Source organism: Sphingopyxis sp. H050 (genome assembly GCF_001468265.1).
Lineage (GTDB): Bacteria > Pseudomonadota > Alphaproteobacteria > Sphingomonadales > Sphingomonadaceae > Sphingopyxis.
In genome coordinates this window covers 16795-39732 of sequence record NZ_LNRZ01000009.1, presented here as the reverse complement: position 1 = coordinate 39732, position 22938 = coordinate 16795, and the positions used below count along the sequence as shown (strand labels likewise).

Sequence of the window (22938 nt, the reverse complement as noted above, 5' to 3'; positions counted from 1 at the left end):
GGCCGGGCGGCTCAATCGCGCGGCTTAAGGCTGCGTATCCAGTCGCGGATGTCGGATTCGCGCCAGCGCAATCCGCGCCGGTTGACGATGCAGGGCGGCGGCAAGGTCTTGCGTTCGATCATCTGGTAGATCGTCGAGCGGGAGCGGATATTGAGCACGGCCTGGACCTGCCTCATCGACAGCAGCCGGATCGATTCGTCGGACATGCGAGTCTCCTTTCGGGGAGACCTCAGGATGGCGTTTCGGGCAGGCTAGTCGACGACTTGGCCGCCAATTGGCGAGAAACTCAGCCGGTGAAACGCGGCGCGACGTTCAGTTCGTCCTGAATGGTTTCGGCCAGCGGGCGGGTGACGGGCGCATAGCGCCCGCCCATCAATTCAACGAACCAGGACTCGGGCTTGCGGCCCCTGTTGCCGGTCACGGCAGGATCGTCCGATCCGGGCTCGCCAGTAATGTTGAGGCGGCACAGTTGGGCTTGCTCGAGCGGGGTGATTGCACCCTCGGCCAACAGGCGGGCAGCTTCAGCCTTGAGCGCTTGGGCGAAGGCGGTGACAACCACGTCCTTCGGGGGCGGGGCCTTGTAGTCCAGCCTCCGCTTTGCTGCGCTCTCGCTGATTGTGCCCAGCGCGATCCGGACTTTCAGCCGCTTTACGGTATCGCCCGCATAGATTTGCTTGGTGCGGTCGAACAGGTCGAGCAAGTGGTCGGCCACGGGTGGATGCCAGAAATAGTAGTTGAACCACTCGCCGGTCGCCTCCGGGACAATGGCGACGAATTGCCGTCCGACGCTCGCACTACCGAACAGCGTGGCGGCGAGCCGCCGATCCGCCAGACAATCCTTGCCGATGACGATATCGGCCGGCCGGTGGGAGACCGGAGTCGCGGCGGCTGCCGCACCGCCCTTGGCGATCCGCATCACCGTATGGTTTCCGGCATCGACCTCCTGCAGCAAGTCGTCGATGTGCGATTGTTCGGTGCAAGCGAGTGGCCGAAGGCCTCCCCAATCCAGGTAGCGTGTCCATTTCCCGCGACGGAAGCCGGCGGTTAGCAGGAGGAATGCCGCCAAGCCAAAAGTGGCTATCAAGCCGAGTTCGCCCATGCCGGGTGCCGGGATGATGGCGATTGCGGTGCCGGCGATGAACAGAGCCGAAGCGCCAAGCACGAGAAGCACGTTCGCCTGGATGTTCACCAGTCCGATGGAATTTTCGAACGCGATTGCCGAGGTGCGAAGGTCGTCGATCGTGCAAGGCAGGCCAAGCTGATCGATCCGCTGCCCGAGGTATTCCTCGAAGTCCTTTTCAACATGCTGCGGGGGACGCGGTTTCGCCATGCCGGAAGGCTAGCAAACGGGTCTGCCGCCGGACAACGCAAACTCCGATGCGAGCCTCGGGAGCGAGCACCGTGATTAGGTGTCGTTGTCCAAACCTGTGTAAAAATGCTGCTTCCGGCCCCGTCGCGCGGGGGGTGGAGCCTATACGGAGCCTATAGCGAAAATTAGGCTCCACGGAGCGCTGCGCCCGAGGTTTTCTTCTCAGTAAGGCATTGATTTCTTTGGAAGTTTTGGTGGACGCACTAGGGCTCGAACCTAGGACCCGCTGATTAAGAGTCGTTTTCAGCACATTCCGTGTGCTTCCGTCGTCTTCCGACCCTGTCCATCTTTTTTCATTTATATCACTGAACTTAATGATTAATATCAGAAGGCCTCTTCCATATTCTTCCGTCCTGATGTACGTTCGAGCACCGTCTGTCAAGGTCATTTTGACACCCATACGGCACCCATAGAAGATCCATTTTGTCGTCTTTCGAGTTCGATCCATGGCTACATCACTGACAAAGAACGGTATTGAGGCGGCAATCGGCAAAGTACGTGCGAATCCCAAGCGTCGGGTCGAGCTTCGGGACGACAAGGAAGCGGGCCTTTTGTTGCGCGCAGGCGAACGCTCTTCGACCTGGTCACTCGTGGCTCGTCTGCAGAACGGCCAGCGTAGCCGGATCAAGCTTGGAACCTGGCCAGGAATGGGTATCGCCGAAGCTCGTGCTGCAGCCCGCGTCGCGCGGACGCAGATTGACCAAGGCAGCAATCCCAACGAACGGAAGCGGGTCGCGCGCAGAACCGCCGCTATCGCTGCTCTCAACCGCAAGACGCTGCACGAAGTGATTGAGGACTATCACGCGGCGGTGCTTTCGCAGCATCGCCGTGGAGCACAGACCAAGCGCGCGCTCGATGGCAAGCGGGGGCTTCTGCGGACGTTGCTGAACCGCGAACCATGTTCGATCATGCAAGCCGAGATTTCCGATCTCGTGAAGAAGCATGCCAAGACGGCTCCTATCGCCGCCAATAGGAACCTGGCGTATGCCTCCGCCTTCTTCAACTGGTGCGTCGACGAAGGAGTGATGAGCGAGAATCCCGCTGCAAAGGTGCGCAAGCCGTCAAAGGAAAATGAACGAGAGCGATTCCACACAATTGATGAACTTGCGGAGATATGGGCCGCCGCGGGCACGCTAGGCTATCCATTCGATCAGCTTTTTCGGTTGCTGATCGTGCTGCCTAACCGGCGCGAAGAGGTAACGGCGATGCCTATTGAGCATCTCGATCTCGCCACCGACCAAGCACCTGGTGAAGCTGTGTGGTTGTTGCCTAGCGCTCGCACCAAGATGAACAACGCACTGCGCGTACCGCTATCCGCATTGGCGCGGTCTATCATCATCGAAGCGATCAAACATCCGGATCGACCGAAGGAATCCAAGTTCGTTTTCACCACGACGGGCGACACGCCTGTGTCCGGCTTCACCAAGGGGCGGCGCAGATTGGACAAGGCAATTCAAGATACTCGCATAGATCGGATGAAGGACGAAAACGCGCCTGAGATGCCGCATTGGATGGTCCACGATCTCCGGACCACCTTCAACACTCACGCCTGTGAAATTTTGGGAGTTCCGCCTCACGTCGCGGACCGCATTCTCAACCACGTCGCGACCGCGACGCGATCCAAGATCATGCGCGTCTACAACAAGTCAGAACTCTTCGAGCCGCGAAAGGAGGCCCTTGGCGCTTGGGCGTCGCTCCTGGAGCAGCGCGTGATCCCTCATCGATACCGCTCTGTCTAAGCACGACCCGACAGGTGCGGCGGCCCGTACAGCTTGGGCTGCGAGCTCACAGTAGCCCGGCGATTGCTCGGCATATATGCCCGATTTTGCCAGCCTATGCGATGACGCGGCGCAATGATCCCAATCGTGGCCGATGCAGCAGACGGTGCGCGCAGCCGCCACCATTGTCTGGTGTGCAGACGTGCCCCTAGGTCGAAGTCCGTGTGGTAGCCCCCTGTAATTGTCGCGCTATTTCGGCCACGATCGTATCGGGTTCGGTGAGGGGAATGAAATGTCCCGAACGCGCGGCGATGACGTGACGGCCACGGGGAGACAGGGACGCGCGCCGAGCATGGGAAGCGTTGAACGCCGCGCGCAAGTTGGCCGACATGCCGGGGTCCGCCTTCGCTCCCGAGATCACGGTCACTGGAAAGGCGGCGTTCGGTCCCCGACCATCCCGCCAGCCGTTCATCGCCGCGATCATGCCCTTCAATTCCGCGCCCCGCGTGCGCATCGCGGCGTTGGTAAAGGCTTCGGCCCGGAACTCTTTTTGCAGGCGTGCAGGCAGCGGGGCGAGCTGATCTCGAAAGAGACGTTCGAGCAGGCCGACCCGGGCGAGCATGCAGCTTGCATGATGGACCACCTTCTCCGTGAAGCGGAAAGAGCGGAAAAAGACGGGGCCGCATCCCTCGTCGGACGGATCGACCAAGACCATCCCGGCCACACGGTCGGGCCACCGCGCAGCTGCTTCGCGCACTAAAAGCGCGCCGCCGCTGTGCGCGACCAGCAGGAGAGGCGCGGCATCAAGACTTTCCAGCAAATCCTCCAGGTCGTCGGCCATGCGCGCCACCGATCGCGGCTGGCTGTCGGGTTCGCTGCGGCCGAGACCGGCGCGATCGTAAACCACTGTCCGCGCCCTCCGCGACACCTCGGGCGCGACCAGTCCCCAATAGGATCCCGGCGCTGCGAGACCGGCTTCGAACACTATCGTCGGAACGCCGGGGGCGCTCTCGCCTCTGACCATGGCGTGGAGGCTGCGGCCGTCGCGCGTTTGGATGGCCCGGCTGGTGCCGAGCGGGTGATCGCTCATGCTGCGGAGGTCGTGCCGTGCGTCATGACCCGCGCCATCCACGCCAGCACGCCGCGATCACGACGAGCGTCAGCCCTAGCGTTGCCCAAGAGACGATGTCGTACCAGCCGTCGCCGATTAGCGCCGCGACCAGCCCGACCGCGTTGGCGAGCGCCATCAGCAGCGGCCAGCGGAAGATGCGCCAGCCGGACTGGCCGCCTTTCGCACGCACCGTCATGCGGCGGGCTCCGTCTCGCCGCCGCTCTGCAATTCCGCGACGCGCTTCTCGATCGGCACCTTCCGCCGTCCGAGCCAGAGGCGAAGTCCGGTCCACAGCACAACGATCGCCGCGATGTCGAGTAGCCCCCAGATGATCTTGAGCGGCAGGCCGCCATAGTCGCCGAAATGCAGCGGCGCCGACACGAACAGCGTCTTTACATACCAAGGCATCGAGCGGACATCGGTGAGCTTGCCGGTTTCGGCATCGACCATCGCGGGGTTGATCAGCCGCTCGGTCAGCGGCGTATTGCCGGCGAGCGCGACCATATAATGATGTTTGGTGCTGAACTGGCTTCCGGGCCAGGAGACGAGGCTGACCTTGGCGTTTGGAACCGCGGCACGGACCGTCGCGACCGCCGCGTCTACCGACGTCAGCTTGGCGGCCGGCTTCGCATCCTTGTACGGCGCCGCCATCTCGGCAAGCTCGTCCATCTGCCAGATCATCGTGATCGGAAGCGTCATTGTGATGATGAAGCCCGTAAGACCGACGACACTGACCCAGCCGAGCGTCACAATGCCGACCATGTTATGCGTGTCGAGCCATCGCAGCCGCCGACTGCGGTCCTTGCGCACCGTCCCGAAAGCGAGCTTGCGCATGAAGGGCGCGTAGACGATCACCCCCGACACCACGGCGACGAGGAAGACGAGGCCGATCAGTCCGAGAAAAAGCTGCCCTGGAATGCCGAGCAGCAGATGGGCGTGGAGATCGAGCAGGAACGCCATCACCCCTTCGTTGAACGGCGGTGCGTCGACGCGCTTGCCGCTGCGCGCGTCGTAGAGATAAAGTTTGCCCTCATCCTCGCCCGCGAGCGGTGTCGGGCCCACTGCGGCGAAGATGACCGGCTTGTCTGCGTCATAGGCGACGAAGATATTATGCCAGCCGGGATGATCCTTCAGCGCATCGGCCGCGACGGCGTCGAGGCTGGCGTTGCCTTCGGCTTTCGCCGCGATCACCGGCGCGCGCGTCAGTTCGTCGATCTCTTCGTGAAAGATCAGCGGCAGTCCGGTGATGCAGAACATCAGCAGGAACGCCGTGCAGACGAGGCTGGTCCACTTATGGACCAGATACCACCGCCTTATGCCCGTTTGCGAAAGCGCCATCGCCCGTCCTTCAGAACCGGAGTTCGATGCCCGCGCTGATCTTCCGCGGTTCGAGGAGGACCGCATTGTCGAGCGCGGGCACGTCCATGCCCGTGAACGGGTTCGCGCCAAGGCCCTTCGAGACGACCTTGTTGCTGTTGAGCAGGTTGCGCGCAGTCAGGAACAGCTTCGCCGGCCCGATGCTGTAGGCGGCGCGCGCATTGACGACCGCCCATGAGCCGACCTTCGCGCGCTCGACGTTGAGCACTTCGGAAAAATAGGATCCGCTGTAACGGACGTCGGCTCCGAGCTCGAACCGGTCGTCGGGAGAAAAGCTGAAACCAGCGGCAAAGTTGAACGCGGGTGACCGCGGCAATTCCTTCCCGACTGCCCGCGGATCGCTGCTGTAGCGATTGATCTTCGTATCGAGCAGGCCGATGTTCGCGAAAATTTCATTCTTCTCCGACGGTCGCCAGCTCAGGCCCACCTCGGCGCCTTGCGTGGTTGCGCGTTCGGCGTTGCGGATCTCGATCGACAGCGAGGTCAGATAGAGGGGGAGCTGCATGTCCTTGTAACGACTGTAGAAGATATTGCCGGTGAGCGACAGGTCGTTGCCCAATCCCGCGCGCCCGAAGCCTTCGAAATTCCAGACATGCTCGGGCCGATAGGTATAGCCCTGGAAGGGCGGCGAGAGGGTGATGCTGGCGCCGCCGGCGTTATAGCCTCGGCTCGCGGTGACGCCGACCGTCACTTCGGGTGCGAGGTCGAGTGACAGCGTCGCCTTGGGCAGGAACTCCTTGTAGGTTTCCTGAAAGTCCGTGACGAGGAACCCCGTCGCCCCGACGCGATAGCGCTTTTCTTCTTCATAGCGGGCGCCGAGGATGATCGAGAGCCGGTCGGCGGGCTTCACCGTTATTTCGCCGAACACCGCGGTCGTGTCAGTCTTGTCGCGATAGGCCCCGCCGCCGAGCAGGTCGTTCGTCTCGTCCTGGCGCGCGCGGAAGATATAGGCGGCGACGAACCCCGAGAAGCGCCCGTCCGGGGTGCCGTAGCGGAGCAGCGGCTGGGCCATATACTCTTCGCCGTCGATCTGCGCATTGCCGGTCCCGGCGGGCGCATAGCGGTTGACCCGGAAATCAGTGGCGGAAAGCAGCAATTGCAGGCTCAGCCCGTCAGTAAGGTCGAACGTCGTGTCGGAGATCGCGGTCGAGTTGCGCGAACGGAACACCGGCTGCTGCAAACCCGCATCGATCGAGATCGCGCGCTCGAACGGCAGCTTGACCCAGTTCGACTGCGGTTCCTTCCCGTCCTGGTAGGAAAGGGTGAGAAGCGAGCGGATGCCCTCCGCCGGCGTTAGCAGCAGCTTGCCGCGGAACGTCTTGGTGTCGTAGCGGCCGGGGTTTTCGGTGCCCGGATAGCCTTGAAAATCGACGAAGCTCTGGCTGCGCTGCCAGTCGGCACTGGCGCGGAACGCGAGCACGTCGGACACGATCGGGCCGCCAATGGCGGCCGAAGTCTGGACCTCGTCCCGGTTGCCGATGACCCCACGCGCTGCGCCGTGCCAGTCGAAGGTCGGATCGGCGGTCTTGATCGCGACGACGCCGGCGATCGCGTTGCGCCCGAGCAAAGTGTTCTGCGGCCCGCGATAGACCTCGACCTGCTCGATATCCCAGAGGCTCGTATCGCCGAAAGTTGCTTCGTTGAAACTCAGCGTGCGTCCGTCGACCAGATAGCTGAAGCGTGGCCGGCCTCCGGCGAAGAAGGCGGTCGGTCCGCCGCCAGGACCCGTTCCGTCGACGCCGCGCACGGCGGGCATGTCGTTGCCGGGCTCGGTCGCGATGATGTTGGGGATGCGGTCGAGCAATTCGTTGACCGACCAGACCCCTGATTTTCGTTCGATATCCTCCCGCGTCGATACCGAAACACTTGCTGCGGTTTCGCGCAGGGTCCGATTGGCGCGCTCGCCGGTGACGATGATGTCATCCGGCGCCGTCGGCGCATCCTCGGCTCGCACTGCTCCAGCCTGGCCGAGCGCACAGGAGGCCGCGCCGATCACAAACAACACATTTTTCCGCATACAGAATATCGCCCCATTTTTGGCGCTTGGCGCCGATGGGGCAGGCCGACCTTATGTCATTTCCCTGATAAACCCACACGGGCCGTGCACCGGCCGTCGCAAAGTTCGATCCACTTGCGACTAATTCCTATTATCGATTAATCTGGCTGTGCGCCATCGCGCGCGCTATGCAGAAAAACGGAAATTCCATTGCGAGAAATGAGTCGCGCGGGAACGAGGCAGGTCGATGCGTCATGAGAGTACAAGCAGATCGGAAGCGGGCTTCCTAATACCTGCCATTTCGGGCGATTTTTCCGTGTCAGACCTCGTCCGGGCCGCCGCCGAGCGCGCCGTCACGATCAGCCATGTCGCGCGACCCGATTCCCGGATCGATACGCCGGCCATGTCCGGCACCGTTTTTGGTGAGGAATTGCAGCCCGGGCTGCTTCTAACGGCGTACGACCTTGTCTACACCGCAGACAGCCAAATCGAGGTCGAAGTAGACCGCTCGATCTCATGTGCGATCATGCTTGCAGGGGAGGCCGCCGCGCTCGAGGTGGTGGGCTATCCTCCTGTCGTCTCGCCACCGCGGCGGGTCATCGTTGTCGGTTACGGCGATAGGCTGTCATGCAGTCGCCCCTGGCGAGCAATGCAGCATAATCGCGCTTTCGGTGTCACCCTGCGCCCGTGCTTTTTCGACCGGTTTGCCGATCTCGTCGACGACGGCGGACTTGACGTGCTGCGGTCCTATCTCGACCCGGGCCTGCATTCTTCGCTGTTGCCTCCGTCGCGCAAGCTGATTGATCTTGCGGAAAACACGCTCCGGCAACCCTATTCCGGGGCGCTCGGGGCCATTCACCGTGAAGCACAGGCGCTCGGGTTCATTCTCGAAGCCGCGTCGATGCTCCAGGAAGAACAGCGACTGGTCGCACGGATCGGGCGGCGCCATTATGACCGCGTGGTCCATGCCCGCGCTATGCTCGATCACAATCTCGTCGATCCGCCAAAGCTTCTCGAACTTGCAAGGGAATTGGGGATAAACGTCACCACGCTCCAGGCCAATTTCAAGGCCGCATTCGGTACCACGGTCTTCGGTTATCTGCGGGCGCGGAGGCTGGAGATGGGGCGTATCCTCATCGTCGAGCACCGCGTGGGCGTCGCCGAGGCAGGATATCGGGTCGGCTTCACCAACCCCGCGGCCTTCACTGCGGCCTATCGTCGGCACTTCGGCCTTCCGCCATCGCTGGACCGGAAGGATGCTCATATCTTGCCTCATTGAGGCGTCGACCATCACTTCTCAGGCCAACGACCGCGTCTGGTGTCAAAATCTCCCAGGGCCGACCACCCTGCTGAAATTGTGCACGGTCCCCAGGAGTTTGGCAAACGATCGTGGGAGGAACGCTGATTATCTGTTTTCTGGGCGCTCCAGATATTCCGACGCATCGAACGGTAGTGCGGCTGACCCGGTTGGCTTGGGAATCGATCGTCTCGTTTGTCGTCAACGCGGAGAAAACTGCTCAACGAAAAGTTAGGAATCGAGATCAGGCGAAAAAGCGACCTGCCAAATCACCCGTCACGCGCACCAATTTCCGGGTTGAGCGGTCGAGGCAGCATAAGGTGCTCGTAACTTCCGCGCGCACGTCGCCTGGCTGCCCGATACGGAGTTCGAAGATGGCGCGGGGACCCGCATAATCTGCGACCCATAACTCGATGTCCACCCTTTCGGCCTCGAAGGTCGGGCGTCGGTAAGTGATCTCGTGCCGGAACGCTACCCAGACAATCCTCGCCAGATCTTCCGGTCGTGCAGTCTTCTGCCAGAAATGCGAAATCGCTTCCTGTACCCATCGCAGATAGACAGCGTTGTTCACGTGACCGAGCTCGTCGATCATGTCCGACGTTACGAGGATCTCATGCCGGTGGCGTAATGCCCGACCATGATGCTGAGGGCTCATCAGTTTGGAGCGAGCCCGCCCGCTCTGGCGGGCGCTGATAATGCCAATATCCGATGATGCCTGAAGCTGAAGTGCGCCATGATCATGTTCTCCTCGCTCAGCGGTGTCCGGCGCGCCGGGCTTGCCTTCGCCGCTTCCCTGCGGCGGGCAGTGCAAGCTTGACTCGCGATAACTCAGATATCATATGAAATCTGAAATTGAAAGGTCGGGAGAGGCAAGATGCAATTGGCGCGCGCCAAAACGCCGCGAGTCCGCCGGGTCGACAGCCAGGCCGCAACGCGTGCCCGCTTACTCGATCTCGCCGAACAGATGGTTGTGAGCCAGTCGATACCCGGCCTTTCACTTCGCTCTCTCTGTGTTGCCGCTGGCTATACCCAAGGAGCTTTCTACTCGAACTTTGCGAGCAAAGACGCTCTCCTCCTCGTTCTTCTCGAGCGGCACATGGGTGAACAACATGCCAGCTTGGCGTCGGTAGCGGAGGCCGTGGCCGGAAGCAGTGTCGAGGGCACACTTGACGCACTTACCGTATGGCTTCGGACGCTCGCCGCGCAGCGTGAATGGGCCGCGCTCGCAACCGAATTGCGGCTTCATGCAAACAGAGATGCTTTATTCGGGGAGAAGTTCGAAGAGGCCGAGCAGCGTATGGTAGCCTTGTTCGAAGCGCTGCTGGCCGATCTCGCGAAGCGATTTTCCATCGATCCGCCTGTGGCTGCGAGAGGCGCAGCTGAGGCGCTCCTTGACCTTTGGCGTGGCCTTGCCCTCCGGCGCCAAACGGCCGCGGCGCCCGAACTCACATTTGTGCGGACGCTGCGCGCCCTGATGGGTTTGGCTGATGGATGCATCGAAGCAGAGGGCGCCTCCGCCGATACTGCGAGCGCCGAGGTGGCGACACTGCAAGGTCAAAGACGCGAAGGGAGGGTATAGGCACGATGTCCAATGCGCGAAAGCCAATTCCGTCGCCGCCTGGCCTTCCCCTGGTGGGGCATCTGCACCAGATCGCGCGCGGAGGACTGATCGGCAGATTGCTAGAAGTCAGTCGCACTACGCCCGAGGGAATCTTCAAGATCCGCTTCGGCGACCGCGTCTCGCTATTTGTTACGGACCCCGACCTCGTTGCCGAACTCTCCGACGAAAAGCGTTTCCGCAAAATGCCGGGCCCGGCGTTGCAGGTGGTCCGCAAATTTGCCGGCGACGGACTCTTCACCGCATTCAGCGACGAGCCGAACTGGGGCAAGGCGCACCGCATTCTCCTCCCCGCATTCAGTCAAGGCGCGATGCGTGGATATTTCGACATGATCGTCGATGTCTGCGACGAACTGGTCGCCAAATGGGAAAAGCTGGCCGGAACCGATGTACTCGTGGCCGACGACATGACGCGATTGACGATCGATTCCATCGCGATCGCGGGTTTTGGCCACCGCTTCGACAGCTTTGGCCGCGACGAGCTTGACGACTTTCTCGTCGCGCTGGGCCGCGCGCTCGAAGAGGCGCTAAACATGATTACCCGGCTTCCTATCCAGCAGCGCTTTGCCCAGCGTGCGAGGGCCCGGTATGAAGCGGATATCGCCCAGATGAATTCACTGGTCGACGGCATTATCGCCGACCGACGCCGGCAACCGTCCGACGGCAAGGATCTGCTCAACCTGATGCTCAATGCGGTCGATCCGGAAACGGGGGAGGCGCTCGATGACCTCAACATCCGCTACCAGGTCCTCACGTTCCTGATCGCGGGGCATGAAACGACGTCCGGTATGTTGACTTTCGCCTTCAGCTATCTGCTCCGAAATCCGTCGGTCCTAGCCCAGGCTTATGCCGAGGTTGACCGTGTGTTGCCGGGCGACGCACGGGCCGATTATTCACAGGTCGCGCAGCTCAAGGTGATCGAGCGAATTCTCAAGGAGGCACTCCGGCTATGGCCCACAGCCCCGGCATTTCAGGTCGCGCCGTTCGATGACGAGATTATCGGCAATGGGTGGCACTTGCGCAAAGACCGGCCAATCAACATTTTTACTCCCGGCTTGCACCGCAATCCGCTCGCTTGGGCCGAGCCTGAAGAATTCGATATCGATCGATGGCTTCCGGACGCCGAGGCTGCGCGCCATGCCCATGCCTTCAAGCCGTTCGGCAATGGTGAACGGGCCTGTATCGGACGCCAATTTGCCATGGTCGAGGCGAAGATCGCCCTTGCAATGTTGCTGCGCCGGTTCGCGATCAGCGATCCGCACTCCTACAAGCTCCGGATCAAGGAAACATTGTCGATCAAGCCCGATGATTTCCGCATGCGTATCCGGCTTCGCGGAGCGCACGAGCGAAATTCACCCGCGCCCTTAAATCAGGCGGCGACCGAGGAATCTCTCGCCTCCATCACCGGCACTGGCCAGCGTTTCGTCGTCCTCTATGGTTCGTCACTCGGGACGGCACGCGATGTTGCTGAAGAAATCGCCGAGCGCGCCGAGGCAGATGGATTTGATGTCGCCGTTCGACCAATGGACGACGCGTTGCAAAGCGGTGACCTGCCCGAAGACAAGCTGATCGTGATCGTCACCGCCACTTATAATGGGCGCGCTCCGGATTCAGCCAAAGAGGTTGAGAAGTCGCTGGACGCGGAGCTTTTCGTCGCGGACGACTGGGCGGGTGCGTGTTTTGCGGTGCTTGGTATCGGCAATTCACAGTGGCCGAATTATCAGGCTTTTCCGAAGCGGGTCGATGCGGCGCTTGAAGCCGCAGGTGCGACGAGACTCGTGCCCCGTGCAGAAGCCGACGGCCAGGCGGATTTCGACGGCGCGGTTGGAAGCTTCGTTCGCGACCTGTGGCAAGCGCTCGGGGGTAAGAGCGTACCCGCCGCATCTGACGCGCAGCTGGCGCTTCGGCTGGTTGAACCCGGCGACCTTCGAGCGTCTGCGCTGCCCGAGCATGCGCAGCGCTTTGCCGTGGTCTCGAACACCGAACTCGTCCGGTCCGCCGACGGGCTTTGGGATTTCGTGAAAGAACCGCCACGGCCCTCGACACGGTTGATACGGCTCCGCCTGCCCGAAGGGCAGACTTATCGCGCAGGAGACCATATCGCGGTCTATGCCCGAAACCGCCCGGATCTTGTCGAACGCGCCCTGGCCCGGATGGCACTCGACCCGGCCTTGCAGGTAGCAGTGGACGGGCAGGGTGGCCGCTTTCGTCATTTGCCGCTCGGCCGCACACTGACCGTTAGGCAGCTGCTTACCGACTTCGTCGAGCTGTCAGACCCGGCGCCAAAACGCGCGCTCGATGTTTTGGGAGGCGCGACACGTTGCCCGAAAACGCGTGCCGAGCTTGCTGTGCTCGCCAATGACTATGATGCCTCGGTGGCGGGAAAACGGCTGACCCTGCTTGATCTCTACGAGAGCCATCCGGCAATCGAGGCCGACCTGGCGCACCTCATCGAGTTGTCGGCCGCGATTGCGCCCCGCTTCTATTCGATTGCTTCAAGCCCCCTGGTTGCGCCTGATGTTGTGGACCTGATCGTCGGCACCACCGCGGCACCTGCTTGGTCGGGGCTGGGGGAGCACCGTGGCTTTGCGTCCGCATATATGGCGAGCGCGGAAGCTGGGGCCGAGGTGTTTGCTTACGTCCGTCAGCCGAACCCGCCGTTCGCGCCGCCGAGTGACCTTGCGGTTCCCATGATCCTCATCGGGCCCGGAACGGGCTTCGCGCCTTTGCGCGGCTTTCTGCAGGAGCGAGAGGCGCAGCGCATGGCGGGCGCGGCTATCGAATCAGTTCATCTATTCTTCGGCTGCCGCCACCCGGATCATGATTGGCTTTGCCGCGGCGAGATGGAGCGCTGGGAGACGACGGGACTCGCCTTCCTGCATCTCGCTTTCTCCGCAGTCGAAAGCCATCCCTGGCGTTTTGTTCAGGATGCCCTCTGGGCTAAGCAGGAGGTCGTCTGGGCGGCCCTCGAAGCTGGAGGGTATATATATTTGTGTGGAGACGGGCAGTTCATGGCACCCGCTGTCCGCAATACACTGATCCGCATCTGGATGCAGCAGGTCTGCGGTGAGCATGCGCAAGGCTCGGCATGGCTTGAGACCCTGATTGCACAAGGGCGTTTCCAGCAGGATGTCTTCGGCTTTGGCAAATAGAGTGGGAGTCTGGCAGGTCCGAAATCGCATCCGCGCCCTTTAGAGGTCGACTATAAATCTGAGCAGATCTCCGGCCGTCTTCGAAGCCCGCAGGCCAGCGCGCCGGGCGTCTCGATGCAGGTCTAAGCCATTGAGGAAACGCGCTGCGTGCGCTGTCTGCAACGTCAACACGCGCGACCCGCGAACGCAATCGCCCGCATGGTCTTAGCGAAGTTCGGCAACAGCAGTTCTGATCCAGTTCGAGAATTCACACGCGAGATGCCATCTATGTCCACTCACGACCGACGGCAGGATGAGGGTAGGAAATTCAACCGTCAGCTTTGCGCGGAAGCCGCTTCCTTCGTCGCGGAACTGGTGACGAACGCCCCCTATCGCCGTGCCATTCGGTGATCGCGCCACACCCGCGACCTGTGCTGTGTAATCGGTGTCGCGTGTCGAGCGCAGAGTGGAAAGATCGGCGTAATCGATCAAGAAACGAGCAGCCATTGGCGATCCCCCGTTCGTCTCGATAACTTCCTGCCGGCCCGCGTCGTCGGTGGCAATGAGGTAATGCTCGGGTGCCGCCGCAACCATGACATCTTCACGGTTCCGATGTGCGAGTTCCTCAAACCAATTAGCGAACGCCGCCGCGGACCCTTCAGGCGACACAATCTCAATCACGCTATATCTGCGACCGCCGCGCGACAGCCACGCGACAAGCCGTGCATATTTATCCGAGACTGCAAGCTCGCGCCGAAGCAGCTTGCGGATGCCGGAATGCCCTAGCTTCAGCTTGCGGGCGCGCAGCTCTGCACGAAGCTCTGCAAGATCCATATGATTGGCCCGGAGGCCCAGTCTGCGGAGCGCCCTGCGAGCGCTATTTTGCTCCCACCTCGAGACTGCATCCTGTGATACGGCCTCGCCGTTGATGAAGACTTCAAGATCGATCGTCATTGGCTTGCCAGTCCCTCTGTCAATGTTATAAAAGCAACTATAGTTGCATTAGGTCCGAGAGGCAACCAATATGAGAGCGTCGAGTGAGGCAAAGACAGGAGGGCCGCGTAGACGACCGGGGGGCCGCTCGACAAAAGTGGTAACGGCGGTCCGCCAGGCTTTGTTCGATTTGCTGGCAGAGCGTGGACTGAACGGCGTCGAGATTCCGGAGATCGCGTTGCGCGCGGGCGTCAACCGGACGACGATATACCGCCGATGGCCTACGAAGGCCGCGCTTCTCCTGGCGCTCATGCTCGAAGAGATGCGGGTGAGGGTGCCAACGCCCAATACAGGTTGTTTCCAAACCGACTTGGAACAGATGTTAAAGGGTATCGCCAGCATATTGGCCGATCCCGCTATCCGCAGCATTTTCTTCTTTTTGTCCTCAAGGGTCGATCCAGAGGCCGCGCGCGTCAAATCCGCATTCTGGGAGCAGCGTTTTGCGGACAGCGGTGAAATCGTCACGCGTGCAGTTATGCGGGGTGAACTTCCCAAGGATGTTTCGCCGCGCGTGATTCTTGAGCTGGCAGCCGCGCCACTTCTTTACCGCATCCTCATTCTCGGGACGTCTGTTGACGATCGAACCATCCGACAAATGGCAGCTTGGGTCGCACGCCAGGATGTGAAGGGCTTCCCCCCGTTGCAAGCGGCCGACCTTCGCGGTTAGGTTGCGCTCCGCGTCGTGCGAAGAACGTGCGCAATGCCGATGAGCAGGTGCGGTCGGTGACGAGTGCGACAAGGCGACGGGTCACGCAAGCGAAGGAAGTTACAATCCGCCTAGATCGCAGCCGCGCTCCTCCAATATCGGGCGAAGCGCGCGAAAGGCGGCCGGATGCCGATTGAGCGGAATCGTCGGATAGAGGTGGTGAATGATGTGATATTGCATGCCCGATGAGCCGATATTGCCAAAGAAGCTGCTGAAGGCACGCGTGTCCTTGTACCGGCCGCGACCAGTCATCGGCCGATGCGGCGCCCAGCTGAGGTAGAAGTTGATATAGACCAAGCCGATTTTCAGCGGCAGCCACCAAAGCAGCAGCGCCTCAAGCGCATGTCCGCTCCATGCCAACGCGGCGAGCATCGAATATTGCACGGCCTTCGCAAGCATTGCGTGAAGCGAGGCTGTCTTGGCGCCAGATGTCCCGAGCCTTTGCAATGTCATGCCGTAGCGATCGTGGCGTGGCTGCCCTTTTACAAGCGCTCTGCCGATTGCGGCCCAGGCGCTGTTTGCGGCCATCGGAATGTCAGGATCGAGCAGCGGGTCGTTCGTGTGCCGATGATGTTCGAAATGGGTCACCCGGAGGACGGTAAGGGGGGCGAACATGGGAATCAGCGCGTACCAACCGATAAACTCGTTGAACCAGTGCCAGCGCGATCCTTCCGGCACGATGATGTGATGCTGGGCTTCGTGCGATGGCAGATAGGCGGCGGTCATGTTGACCGTTGCGATCAGAAATCCCGCCCATAGGGGCAGGGCGCCCGTCATGACCAGCGGCCACAACGCGAGCCACAGGCTCGTGTTGACTAGGGGCCAGATCACCATGATCCAGGGAAAACCGCCGATGAATTGTTCGGCGATCGCCTTTTCGCGAGCCCTCAGGCCCGGTGTATTTGTTTCCGTCACCATAGCCATGTCCTCCGCTGACGCGCGATCACCCCCAATATGATGCCGGTAAGAAGCCCGAACTGGACGGCGCTGAGGCCGGCCGGTGCATCGAGACCGCTCGCGGTGATCGCAGCAGCGATGACGGGCGCCAGAAAACCGACCCCGAACAGGATCGGTCCGAGGCCGAATAAGAAACCGACGACACGCATGTGATATCCTTCAGCTGAGTACCACAGCAGATCGGCGCGTCAGAACAGGACTCATCATATCGCGCTCGCAATCAGCGACTGATCCGATCGGCGATCCGCTCTAGTGATGCCACTCTGGCGCACGCCTTCTTCCAGCGCGTCGACCCCGAAAGCTTGCACCGGTCCCAGGGCTCCCGTTCCGATAATCCCCCCGGCGGCCTGGATCGAAGCCCAAGCTAGAAAGTTCGCGGTGAAGCTGAAACCATCTACTCCCGTGAGGATGGTTGTTTGTAAGAGTTCATCCTTGTCGGACCATGCCCGTGCAATCACGCTGGTTGATCCTGCGGCACGCGCCTCGTCGCTGGGCCCGCCCGAAGATCCGTTCGCTTTGCGCGCCATTGCACGGCGAATGCCACCCGCCACGGCGGGAATGCGCATGCCGGCGTTGAGCACTGCCGAGACATAGGGAACCACTGCCGATGAAGCACCATAGAGGCCCAGACCAACCTCGATATCGCGCAGATGGGGGAATTGCTCCGGCAATGTGAGGTGTTCCGTGCCGCCCGCGCTAAGTATCCAACGAGATTTACCGGAGGCGTCCGCGACGCGCCGAGCGCGGGCAGCTGTCCGCTCGGTGACCAGACGACCTTGGCGAAAGGCAAATGATGGCGCGATGATCGCGGCGGCCGCGCTCGCCTCCGCGCCGCCGCTCTCCGCGCTGGTGCCGTTGAGCAGATAGGCAATTTCAACGCGGGTTGCGGCAGTGCCGGCACGGGTGAGGGCCAAGGTGGCGGCGAGATTGCCCGGCACCCAGTCGAAACCGTAAGCGGTCATCAGCGCTGATGACCGCAGGCGCGCCTGTGGTCCATAATGCTCGAACACCTTGCGGATGAAGGCGGGCTCGCCGGTGGAATCGAGGTAGTTTGCTCCGGCGTCGATGGCTGCCTCCACCGCCGCATTCCCCCATTGCAGAAAGGGGCCGACCGTCGAAATGAGGACGTCGCCATGCCCGATGGCGGCGCGGATTGAAGCGGGGTGCGCGACATCGGCGATGTGCGTTTCGAGCCCGCCCAGGGCATCGGCCAGCCGCGCCAGCTTGTCGCGGGACCGTCCCGCCAGAACCGGCCGTGCGCCGCGTTCGACGAGCGCGCGCGCCACCAATGTTCCTGTGTAGCCGGTTGCACCGAAAACGACGATCCGCGCTGGTCCGCTCATTGCGATTGCCCGGTCGACGTAGATGAGGCCGTGGGCACATGCCGGGCCAGGAAATCCAGCTCTCTGGCGAGCACGTCGCGGAACGGCGCTCCATCATAAATGTCGAAGTGCCCGTACGGCACGACCTGAATATCGCCGCGAGGCGCCCGCCGTACATGGCTCAGTGAAGACTTAACGGGGATCAGCCGGTCACCCTCGCACAGAATGAACAGGGCCGGGCAGCTTATATCCGGTGTCGACAATCCAGGCCGATACCCGATGATGGAAAACAGGATACGCGCCGCAACTTGGGTCTCGCTCTGAACACCCTCGGGGATCATGGCGTTGAAGTCGGCCTGATCCGCCAGCACCAGAGACTTACTGCCGCGTGGCCCGCCGATGTCGACGAGAACCGGCGCCGCGCCGCGTCGGCGCGCGATCACATCGCGTATCGCCGGCCCGAGAAGTCGGAGGCCGCGAACCGGATCCGTCAGACGCGATGAGGCCACCCCATCCAGAAAAGGGCATTGGGCGATGATGGCCGCAATTCTCGCATCTTCGGAGCCCAAGCGGGTTACGTGGCCGCCGCCGAAAGAGGTGCCGAACAGGACGATGCGGTCCGGATCGAATTCGGGGCGGGAGCGGGCATAGACGATAGCCGCGCGCCAGTCCTCGAGCAATTGTTCCGGATCAACGACCTGCCGCGGCGAGCCATCGCTGTCGCCGAAACCCCGGTAGTCGAACACGAGGCAACCATAGCCGGCCGCACAAAAGGCTCGGGCAAAATTGTCGAGACGCCACGAGCGCACACCGCCGAGACCATGCCCGAGGACTACCGCGGGAACGGGCCCCCCGGCAAAATTGTCGGGAAGGTAGAGCCAGGCAGCGCATTTTACGCCGCGTACGTAAAAATCGACGTCGATGCGCGCAGTTGCCGTCATCGTTTTGATCCTTCTGCTTGCAGCGAAAAAGTGGCTGGGACGAGCAATGCGGAATGCCACATCTCGGTCAGGTCGACCGCCAGTGCCTCGAATGCTGCGGCGTCACCGCCGGATTTCGCCAAGTTGTAGAGATTGCGTTCCTGTCCCCAGGCGAGCAGATGGGCCTGCCGACGTAGCGTCTCGGGGTCCCGGGATATCTGTTCCAGATCAAGGCGGTGGAGGAACAGTTCCACACTACCAATAACGGCACGACGCCACATGTCCTCCACAACGGGCAGACGAGAGCTGAGTTCGACCGCGGCACAGAGTATCTCGGGGTGGGACAACCAAGCCACGACGACATGTCCGACCCCCTCTTGTACCCGTGCGCGCATATCGGCACCCTCGCGGGCATTGGCCAGTTCCAGGTTCGACCGGATTTCTTCCAGTACTTCTTCGATTAATGTCGCCAGCAACGCATCCTTGGAAGCAAAGTAGAAATAGAAGCTCGGCCGGGAAACCTGGGCGCTGGCTACCAGCTCCGCGATGGACATCGTATCGAAAGTCCGCGCTTTCAGCGCCACCTTTGCTGCGGCCAGAATCGCGCGCTCCCGCTCATCCCCGCTGCGCGGCTGCTCTACGCGCCGTTGAGCGCGCCGGGAAGGCGCCGCTGCGCTATGACTGACCATATCGTGCCATCGCTTTCCTCAATCTCATAATTGACATGTGTTGATCATTAATCAACGCATGTCAATTAAATTGCGCACGGATGACGGGGTCTGCCGTCGATGCGCCTTCAGGAGAGATTTCCGCTTGAATGCAGCGGTGCATGTGCGAAGCCGGATCGGCAGGTTAAAGGCTGCGGATGGCGCGGTACGGGGGTGAGCTTCAAACGTTCAAGGTGTTCAGGGACTGATCGACCAGGCGGCCCAACGTCGGCCAACGTTCCTCAATTTGAGCAACTCCCAGCTCCGTTTGTACGCGGTCGAACGCAGGCCGATCCCGGTCGTTCAGAGCATGTTGTTGAACAGGCGGGTCGCCGGCATCGCCTGCTCACCGAGAGCGTTGTGGCGAACCTAGCGAACAGCTTCCTTCCGCTCGGCCGATCAAGTTGCAGTCATTAAATGCAGCGGCGGTATTCGGCCGGGGTTACACCCAGCGCTTTGCGGAACGTTCTGTTGAGATGGCTTTGGTCGGAAAAGCCGCAATCGGCTGCCACCACTTTCAGTGGGATGTTTCTCAAGAGTAGCAATGACTTCGCTCGTTCAATTCGACGCTGAACCACAAAGGCATGCGGCGTCACGCCGAACTCCAATTTGAACTTGCGAGAAAAGTGAAACGGACTCAATCCCGCGGTAGACGCCAGATCCTCAAGGTGGATACCATCCGCCAATGTTTCCTCGATATATTCGGATACTGCCTTTCTGAGGCCCGACCCCAAGGCTCCCCCATGGGCCTCCTTGATCTCAATATCGGCGTAGTTTCTGATTATGTGAACGGCGAGCTGCGTTCGTAGCGCGTCAATCAGCAGGGTTTCTCCAACTCCAGCACCCCGATATTCCCGCTCGAGCATCGCGAGACATGAAGGTATCACAGTATCATTGCTGCGGATGCGGTCATCAATCTCTATGGCCGCGAGATTCCGATCAAAGATTTGAGCTGCTGCATCGATGATGACGTCATGGCTAAGGTAGATATGCTGTACGGTGATAGCGTCGTCCCACTGCCATGTTGATTGCGCGCCTCGCGTAAGGAGCGAGACGGCCCCGGGGCCAAGTCTCTCGGCTTGCCAAGGGCCGCTGCAACGTCGGCGCATGAAAGTGTCCGCCTCTTGATAGACCACGATCATGTAGTCCCGCATAGGCGGGATTTCGACTTCAAGGCCGCTATATCGATACCCCATCAAGGTAATGCCGCGCCAGCCCATCGCGGAGCTGTCGACCGTCTTGCGCCCAGGAATCCATTCCTTGATGTTTTCTGGTGGAATTAGGTCAGTCATCGCTCACTCCCCCAACTCGGCGCTCTCGTTGATTTGTGGCGCGCAAGCTGGCCTTTGTTCTAGTCGCCGTCAGCTCCCTCGGTACAAAACACTATCGCCTGATTTTCCAGTTCCGCAATCTGGGCCTCACTGTATCCCGATTCAAGCAATATGTGCCGGCTGTGCTGCCCGAAGCCGGGCGGTGCAGAGTGGACCGATCCTGGCGTCCTGCCGAACTTTGCAGCTATTCCCGTGCCCCGATAGCCTTCCGCATCGATCACCATATTGCGGTGGATGGTATGGGGATGCGCCAGTGCGTCGCTGACGTTGCGCACGACGCCTGCCGGCACGCCGGCGATCAGGAGAGTTCGTTCGAGGTCTTCCGCCTCGAATTGAGTTAGGCAATGTGCCAGGATTTCGCCAAGCTGTTCTCGATGTGCAATCCTGTCCGCATTGTCGACGAAGCGCTCGTCCCGGGCAATGTCAGGGCGTTCGAGCACTGCGCAAAGTTTTGCGAACTGACTATTGTTGCCAACCGCGAGATAGATATTTCCGGTTCTCGTCTCGAACATGTCATAGGGTACGATGTTCGGATGACCGTTGCCAGTCGCGACGGGTGTGTTGCCCGACATCAAGCTATTCGCCGCCTGCGGATGGAGCATGCTGATAGCACAATCGTATAGAGGAACTTCGATCTGTTGACCAAGCCCTGACCGGCCTCGTTCGATTATGGCGGCAAGGATGGCGTTGCAGGCGATGAGGCCTGTTCCGATATCAACGATAGGCGTTCCCATCCGGACTGGTCCATGTTGGGGGTCGCCATTGATGCTCATCAAGCCAGTCATTGCTTGAACCACTGCATCATATCCTGGGAATCCGCCTAACGGGCCGTCGGCACCGAAGCCCGTAACATGGCACATAACAAGGCGCGGGAAGCGCCCTTCAAGCACTTCGGTGTAGCCCAATCCCCACTTCTCCAGCGCACCACTCTTGAAGTTGTGGACTAGCACGTCTGCTTCTTCCAACAGCTTCAATATGATGTCCCGTCCTTCCGGTTTGCCCACATCGATTGAGATCGAGCGCTTGTTGCGATTGGCGCCAGAAAAATATGCGCTGACGCCGTTCTTGAAGGGCGGGCCCCACGCTCGTGTTTCGTCACCTTGCGGCGGCTCGATCTTTATGACTTCGGCGCCGTAGTCGGCGAGAACCTGCGTGCAGTATGGCCCGCCAAGGACGCGGCTGAGGTCAACGACACGAATGCCTGCAAGCGGACCGCCAATCATAGGACTTCCTCATATAGCGAGACCACATCGGCAAACGACATGTCGCGCGGATTGTTTGCTTGCAGGCGGGTAAGTCCGGTCGTCACCTCGCTCGCCATCATCGGGACGGCTTCGGCAGAAATGCCCAGTTGCGAAAGTCGCGTTTCCAGGCCGCTTGAAACAAACATCGACTCGATCGCCAAGATCAGACCGTTGGCCGCCTCAAAATCGTCGGAGAAGGTGTTCCGGGGCAAAAGCACACGGGCAAGTCGCGCGTATTCAGCCTCGGCGGAGGGGAGGTTGAACCGCAATACCGGTGCTGCAACCAAGGCGTTGCCATGGCCGTGCGGTACCTGGAAATGGCTGCTCAACGGGTAGGAAAGGGCGTGGATTGAGCCAACGCTGGCATTGATGAACGCCATGCCCGCCAAGGTAGCCCCCAGCAACACAGCTTCGCGCGCGGCCAAATCCGAAGGAGCGTCAAGTACGCGTGGCAGATTTTGTCCGAGAAGCGCGAGCGCCTTGTCCGCCAGCCCGTCCGATACCGGGTTCTTGCGGGTCCGACTGGTCGCAGCCTCGATAGCGTGCACCATCGCGTCAAGGGCAGTTGCTGCAGTAATTTTGCGAGGCATCCCTATGGTAAGCTCTGCATCAAGCAATGCAACATCCGGGAGCAATTGCGGTGCATAAACCGCCATCTTCTCGTGATTTTCGCTGGTCAGGACCGAAACCCATGTGACTTCCGAGCCAGTACCCGCCGTTGTGGGGACCTGAATCAATGGCAGCCGCTGGCCGACTGCCCTATCGGTACCGATCATGTCATCGACCGACTGGCCGGTCGCCGCTGCCAGGGCAACGACTTTCGCAGTATCGAGAGAGCTTCCGCCACCCAAGCCTACAATGGCATCTGCGTGGAAGGACCGGGCGCATTCCACGGCATCGTTGACCACAGTTATCGGCGGATCCGCTGCCACGCGATCAAAAGTCGATGTCGCGATTCCGACGTCGGCAAGGGCGGAAACGGCTTGTTCGGCAAATCCGCAAGCAAAAATTCCAGGGTCGGTGACAAGCAAAACGCGACTTCCGCCAAGGCCGCGCATAAGTGCTCCAATTTGAGAGAGCGATCCCGCTTCGCAGATAACGCGCGGACAGGAACGGAAGTCGAGGCTCATTTCAAGTCTCC

General features: G+C 61.0%; 21 protein-coding genes. 5 read left to right on the top strand and 16 right to left on the bottom strand.

What is annotated here, in order from left to right; translation table 11 throughout:
• Positions 1-11: 11 nt before the first annotated feature.
• Entirely contained in the window at positions 12-206 is a 195-nt protein-coding gene (locus tag ATE67_RS16800) for a helix-turn-helix transcriptional regulator (protein WP_058817814.1), read from the bottom strand.
• A gap of 80 nt (positions 207-286) precedes the next feature.
• Complete coding sequence (locus ATE67_RS16795; protein WP_058817813.1) at positions 287-1330, bottom strand: hypothetical protein; 1044 nt, start codon at positions 1328-1330, stop codon at positions 287-289.
• A 485-nt stretch (positions 1331-1815) separates the two neighbouring features.
• Between ATE67_RS16795 and ATE67_RS16790 the strand changes: the two genes are divergently transcribed.
• A complete protein-coding gene (locus tag ATE67_RS16790; RefSeq protein WP_082660459.1) occupies positions 1816-3108 on the top strand; it encodes a tyrosine-type recombinase/integrase in 1293 nt (430 codons plus the stop codon).
• A 187-nt stretch (positions 3109-3295) separates the two neighbouring features.
• Here ATE67_RS16790 and ATE67_RS16785 read toward each other — a convergent pair whose 3' ends face one another.
• From ATE67_RS16785 to ATE67_RS16770, 4 genes are read right to left on the bottom strand one after another with little or no spacing between them, the layout of a single operon-like run.
• The gene (locus ATE67_RS16785) at positions 3296-4177 is read right to left on the bottom strand and encodes an alpha/beta fold hydrolase (protein ID WP_058807907.1); all 882 of its coding nucleotides are present in this window, start codon (positions 4175-4177) and stop codon (positions 3296-3298) included.
• Between the two features lie 22 nt (positions 4178-4199).
• Positions 4200-4394 (bottom strand): hypothetical protein, encoded by a 195-nt coding sequence (locus tag ATE67_RS16780; protein WP_058807908.1) that lies wholly within the window; start codon positions 4392-4394, stop codon positions 4200-4202.
• A complete protein-coding gene (locus ATE67_RS16775; RefSeq protein ID WP_058807909.1) occupies positions 4391-5536 on the bottom strand; it encodes a PepSY-associated TM helix domain-containing protein in 1146 nt (381 codons plus the stop codon). Before ATE67_RS16775 ends, ATE67_RS16780 begins: the two co-directional genes overlap by 4 nt.
• A 10-nt stretch (positions 5537-5546) precedes the next feature.
• Positions 5547-7580 (bottom strand): TonB-dependent receptor, encoded by a 2034-nt coding sequence (locus ATE67_RS16770; RefSeq protein ID WP_197411656.1) that lies wholly within the window; start codon positions 7578-7580, stop codon positions 5547-5549.
• Positions 7581-7887: 307 nt separating this feature from the next.
• Here ATE67_RS16770 and ATE67_RS16765 point away from each other — a divergent pair, with 307 nt between their 5' ends.
• Positions 7888-8850, top strand: a complete 963-nt coding sequence (locus tag ATE67_RS16765) for a helix-turn-helix transcriptional regulator (RefSeq protein WP_058807911.1) — start codon at positions 7888-7890, stop codon at positions 8848-8850.
• Between the two features lie 262 nt (positions 8851-9112).
• Here ATE67_RS16765 and ATE67_RS21740 read toward each other — a convergent pair whose 3' ends face one another.
• Positions 9113-9523 (bottom strand): acyl-CoA thioesterase, encoded by a 411-nt coding sequence (locus ATE67_RS21740; RefSeq protein ID WP_082660456.1) that lies wholly within the window; start codon positions 9521-9523, stop codon positions 9113-9115.
• A gap of 219 nt (positions 9524-9742) precedes the next feature.
• Between ATE67_RS21740 and ATE67_RS16755 the strand changes: the two genes are divergently transcribed.
• The gene (locus ATE67_RS16755; protein ID WP_058807912.1) at positions 9743-10447 is read left to right on the top strand and encodes a TetR/AcrR family transcriptional regulator; all 705 of its coding nucleotides are present in this window, start codon (positions 9743-9745) and stop codon (positions 10445-10447) included.
• Between the two features lie 5 nt (positions 10448-10452).
• Positions 10453-13638 carry a bifunctional cytochrome P450/NADPH--P450 reductase gene (locus ATE67_RS16750; RefSeq protein ID WP_058817811.1) on the top strand — a complete coding sequence of 1062 codons (3186 nt, stop codon included), beginning with the start codon at positions 10453-10455 and terminating at the stop codon, positions 13636-13638.
• Positions 13639-13842: 204 nt separating this feature from the next.
• Here ATE67_RS16750 and ATE67_RS16745 read toward each other — a convergent pair whose 3' ends face one another.
• Positions 13843-14571 carry a hypothetical protein gene (locus ATE67_RS16745; RefSeq protein ID WP_058807914.1) on the bottom strand — a complete coding sequence of 243 codons (729 nt, stop codon included), beginning with the start codon at positions 14569-14571 and terminating at the stop codon, positions 13843-13845.
• A gap of 136 nt (positions 14572-14707) precedes the next feature.
• On the opposite strand from ATE67_RS16745, the gene ATE67_RS16740 reads away from it, so the two are divergent.
• On the top strand, positions 14708-15277 hold the full coding sequence (locus ATE67_RS16740; protein WP_058817810.1) for a TetR/AcrR family transcriptional regulator: 570 nt from the start codon (positions 14708-14710) through the stop codon (positions 15275-15277).
• A 99-nt stretch (positions 15278-15376) separates the two neighbouring features.
• Here ATE67_RS16740 and ATE67_RS16735 read toward each other — a convergent pair whose 3' ends face one another.
• The 8 genes from ATE67_RS16735 to ATE67_RS16700 form a co-directional block, all read right to left on the bottom strand.
• Positions 15377-16150: a fatty acid desaturase gene (locus ATE67_RS16735; RefSeq protein ID WP_197411982.1), complete on the bottom strand. Its 774-nt coding sequence runs from the start codon at positions 16148-16150 to the stop codon at positions 15377-15379.
• A 77-nt stretch (positions 16151-16227) separates the two neighbouring features.
• On the bottom strand, positions 16228-16422 hold the full coding sequence (locus tag ATE67_RS16730) for a hypothetical protein (RefSeq protein WP_058807917.1): 195 nt from the start codon (positions 16420-16422) through the stop codon (positions 16228-16230).
• Between the two features lie 54 nt (positions 16423-16476).
• Positions 16477-17616, bottom strand: a complete 1140-nt coding sequence (locus ATE67_RS16725; protein ID WP_058817809.1) for a saccharopine dehydrogenase family protein — start codon at positions 17614-17616, stop codon at positions 16477-16479.
• Positions 17613-18536, bottom strand: coding sequence for an alpha/beta hydrolase (locus ATE67_RS16720; RefSeq protein WP_058807919.1), 924 nt, complete (start codon positions 18534-18536; stop codon positions 17613-17615). The genes ATE67_RS16725 and ATE67_RS16720 overlap by 4 nt, the downstream gene beginning before the upstream one ends.
• Positions 18533-19204 (bottom strand): TetR/AcrR family transcriptional regulator, encoded by a 672-nt coding sequence (locus tag ATE67_RS16715; RefSeq protein ID WP_058807920.1) that lies wholly within the window; start codon positions 19202-19204, stop codon positions 18533-18535. Before ATE67_RS16715 ends, ATE67_RS16720 begins: the two co-directional genes overlap by 4 nt.
• Before the next feature lie 431 nt (positions 19205-19635).
• Positions 19636-20514, bottom strand: a complete 879-nt coding sequence (locus ATE67_RS16710) for a helix-turn-helix transcriptional regulator (RefSeq protein ID WP_058817808.1) — start codon at positions 20512-20514, stop codon at positions 19636-19638.
• 59 nt (positions 20515-20573) lie between these two features.
• On the bottom strand, positions 20574-21776 hold the full coding sequence (locus ATE67_RS16705) for a CaiB/BaiF CoA transferase family protein (protein ID WP_197411658.1): 1203 nt from the start codon (positions 21774-21776) through the stop codon (positions 20574-20576).
• Complete coding sequence (locus ATE67_RS16700; RefSeq protein ID WP_058807922.1) at positions 21773-22927, bottom strand: iron-containing alcohol dehydrogenase; 1155 nt, start codon at positions 22925-22927, stop codon at positions 21773-21775. Before ATE67_RS16700 ends, ATE67_RS16705 begins: the two co-directional genes overlap by 4 nt.
• Between the last annotated feature and the right edge of the window lie 11 nt (positions 22928-22938).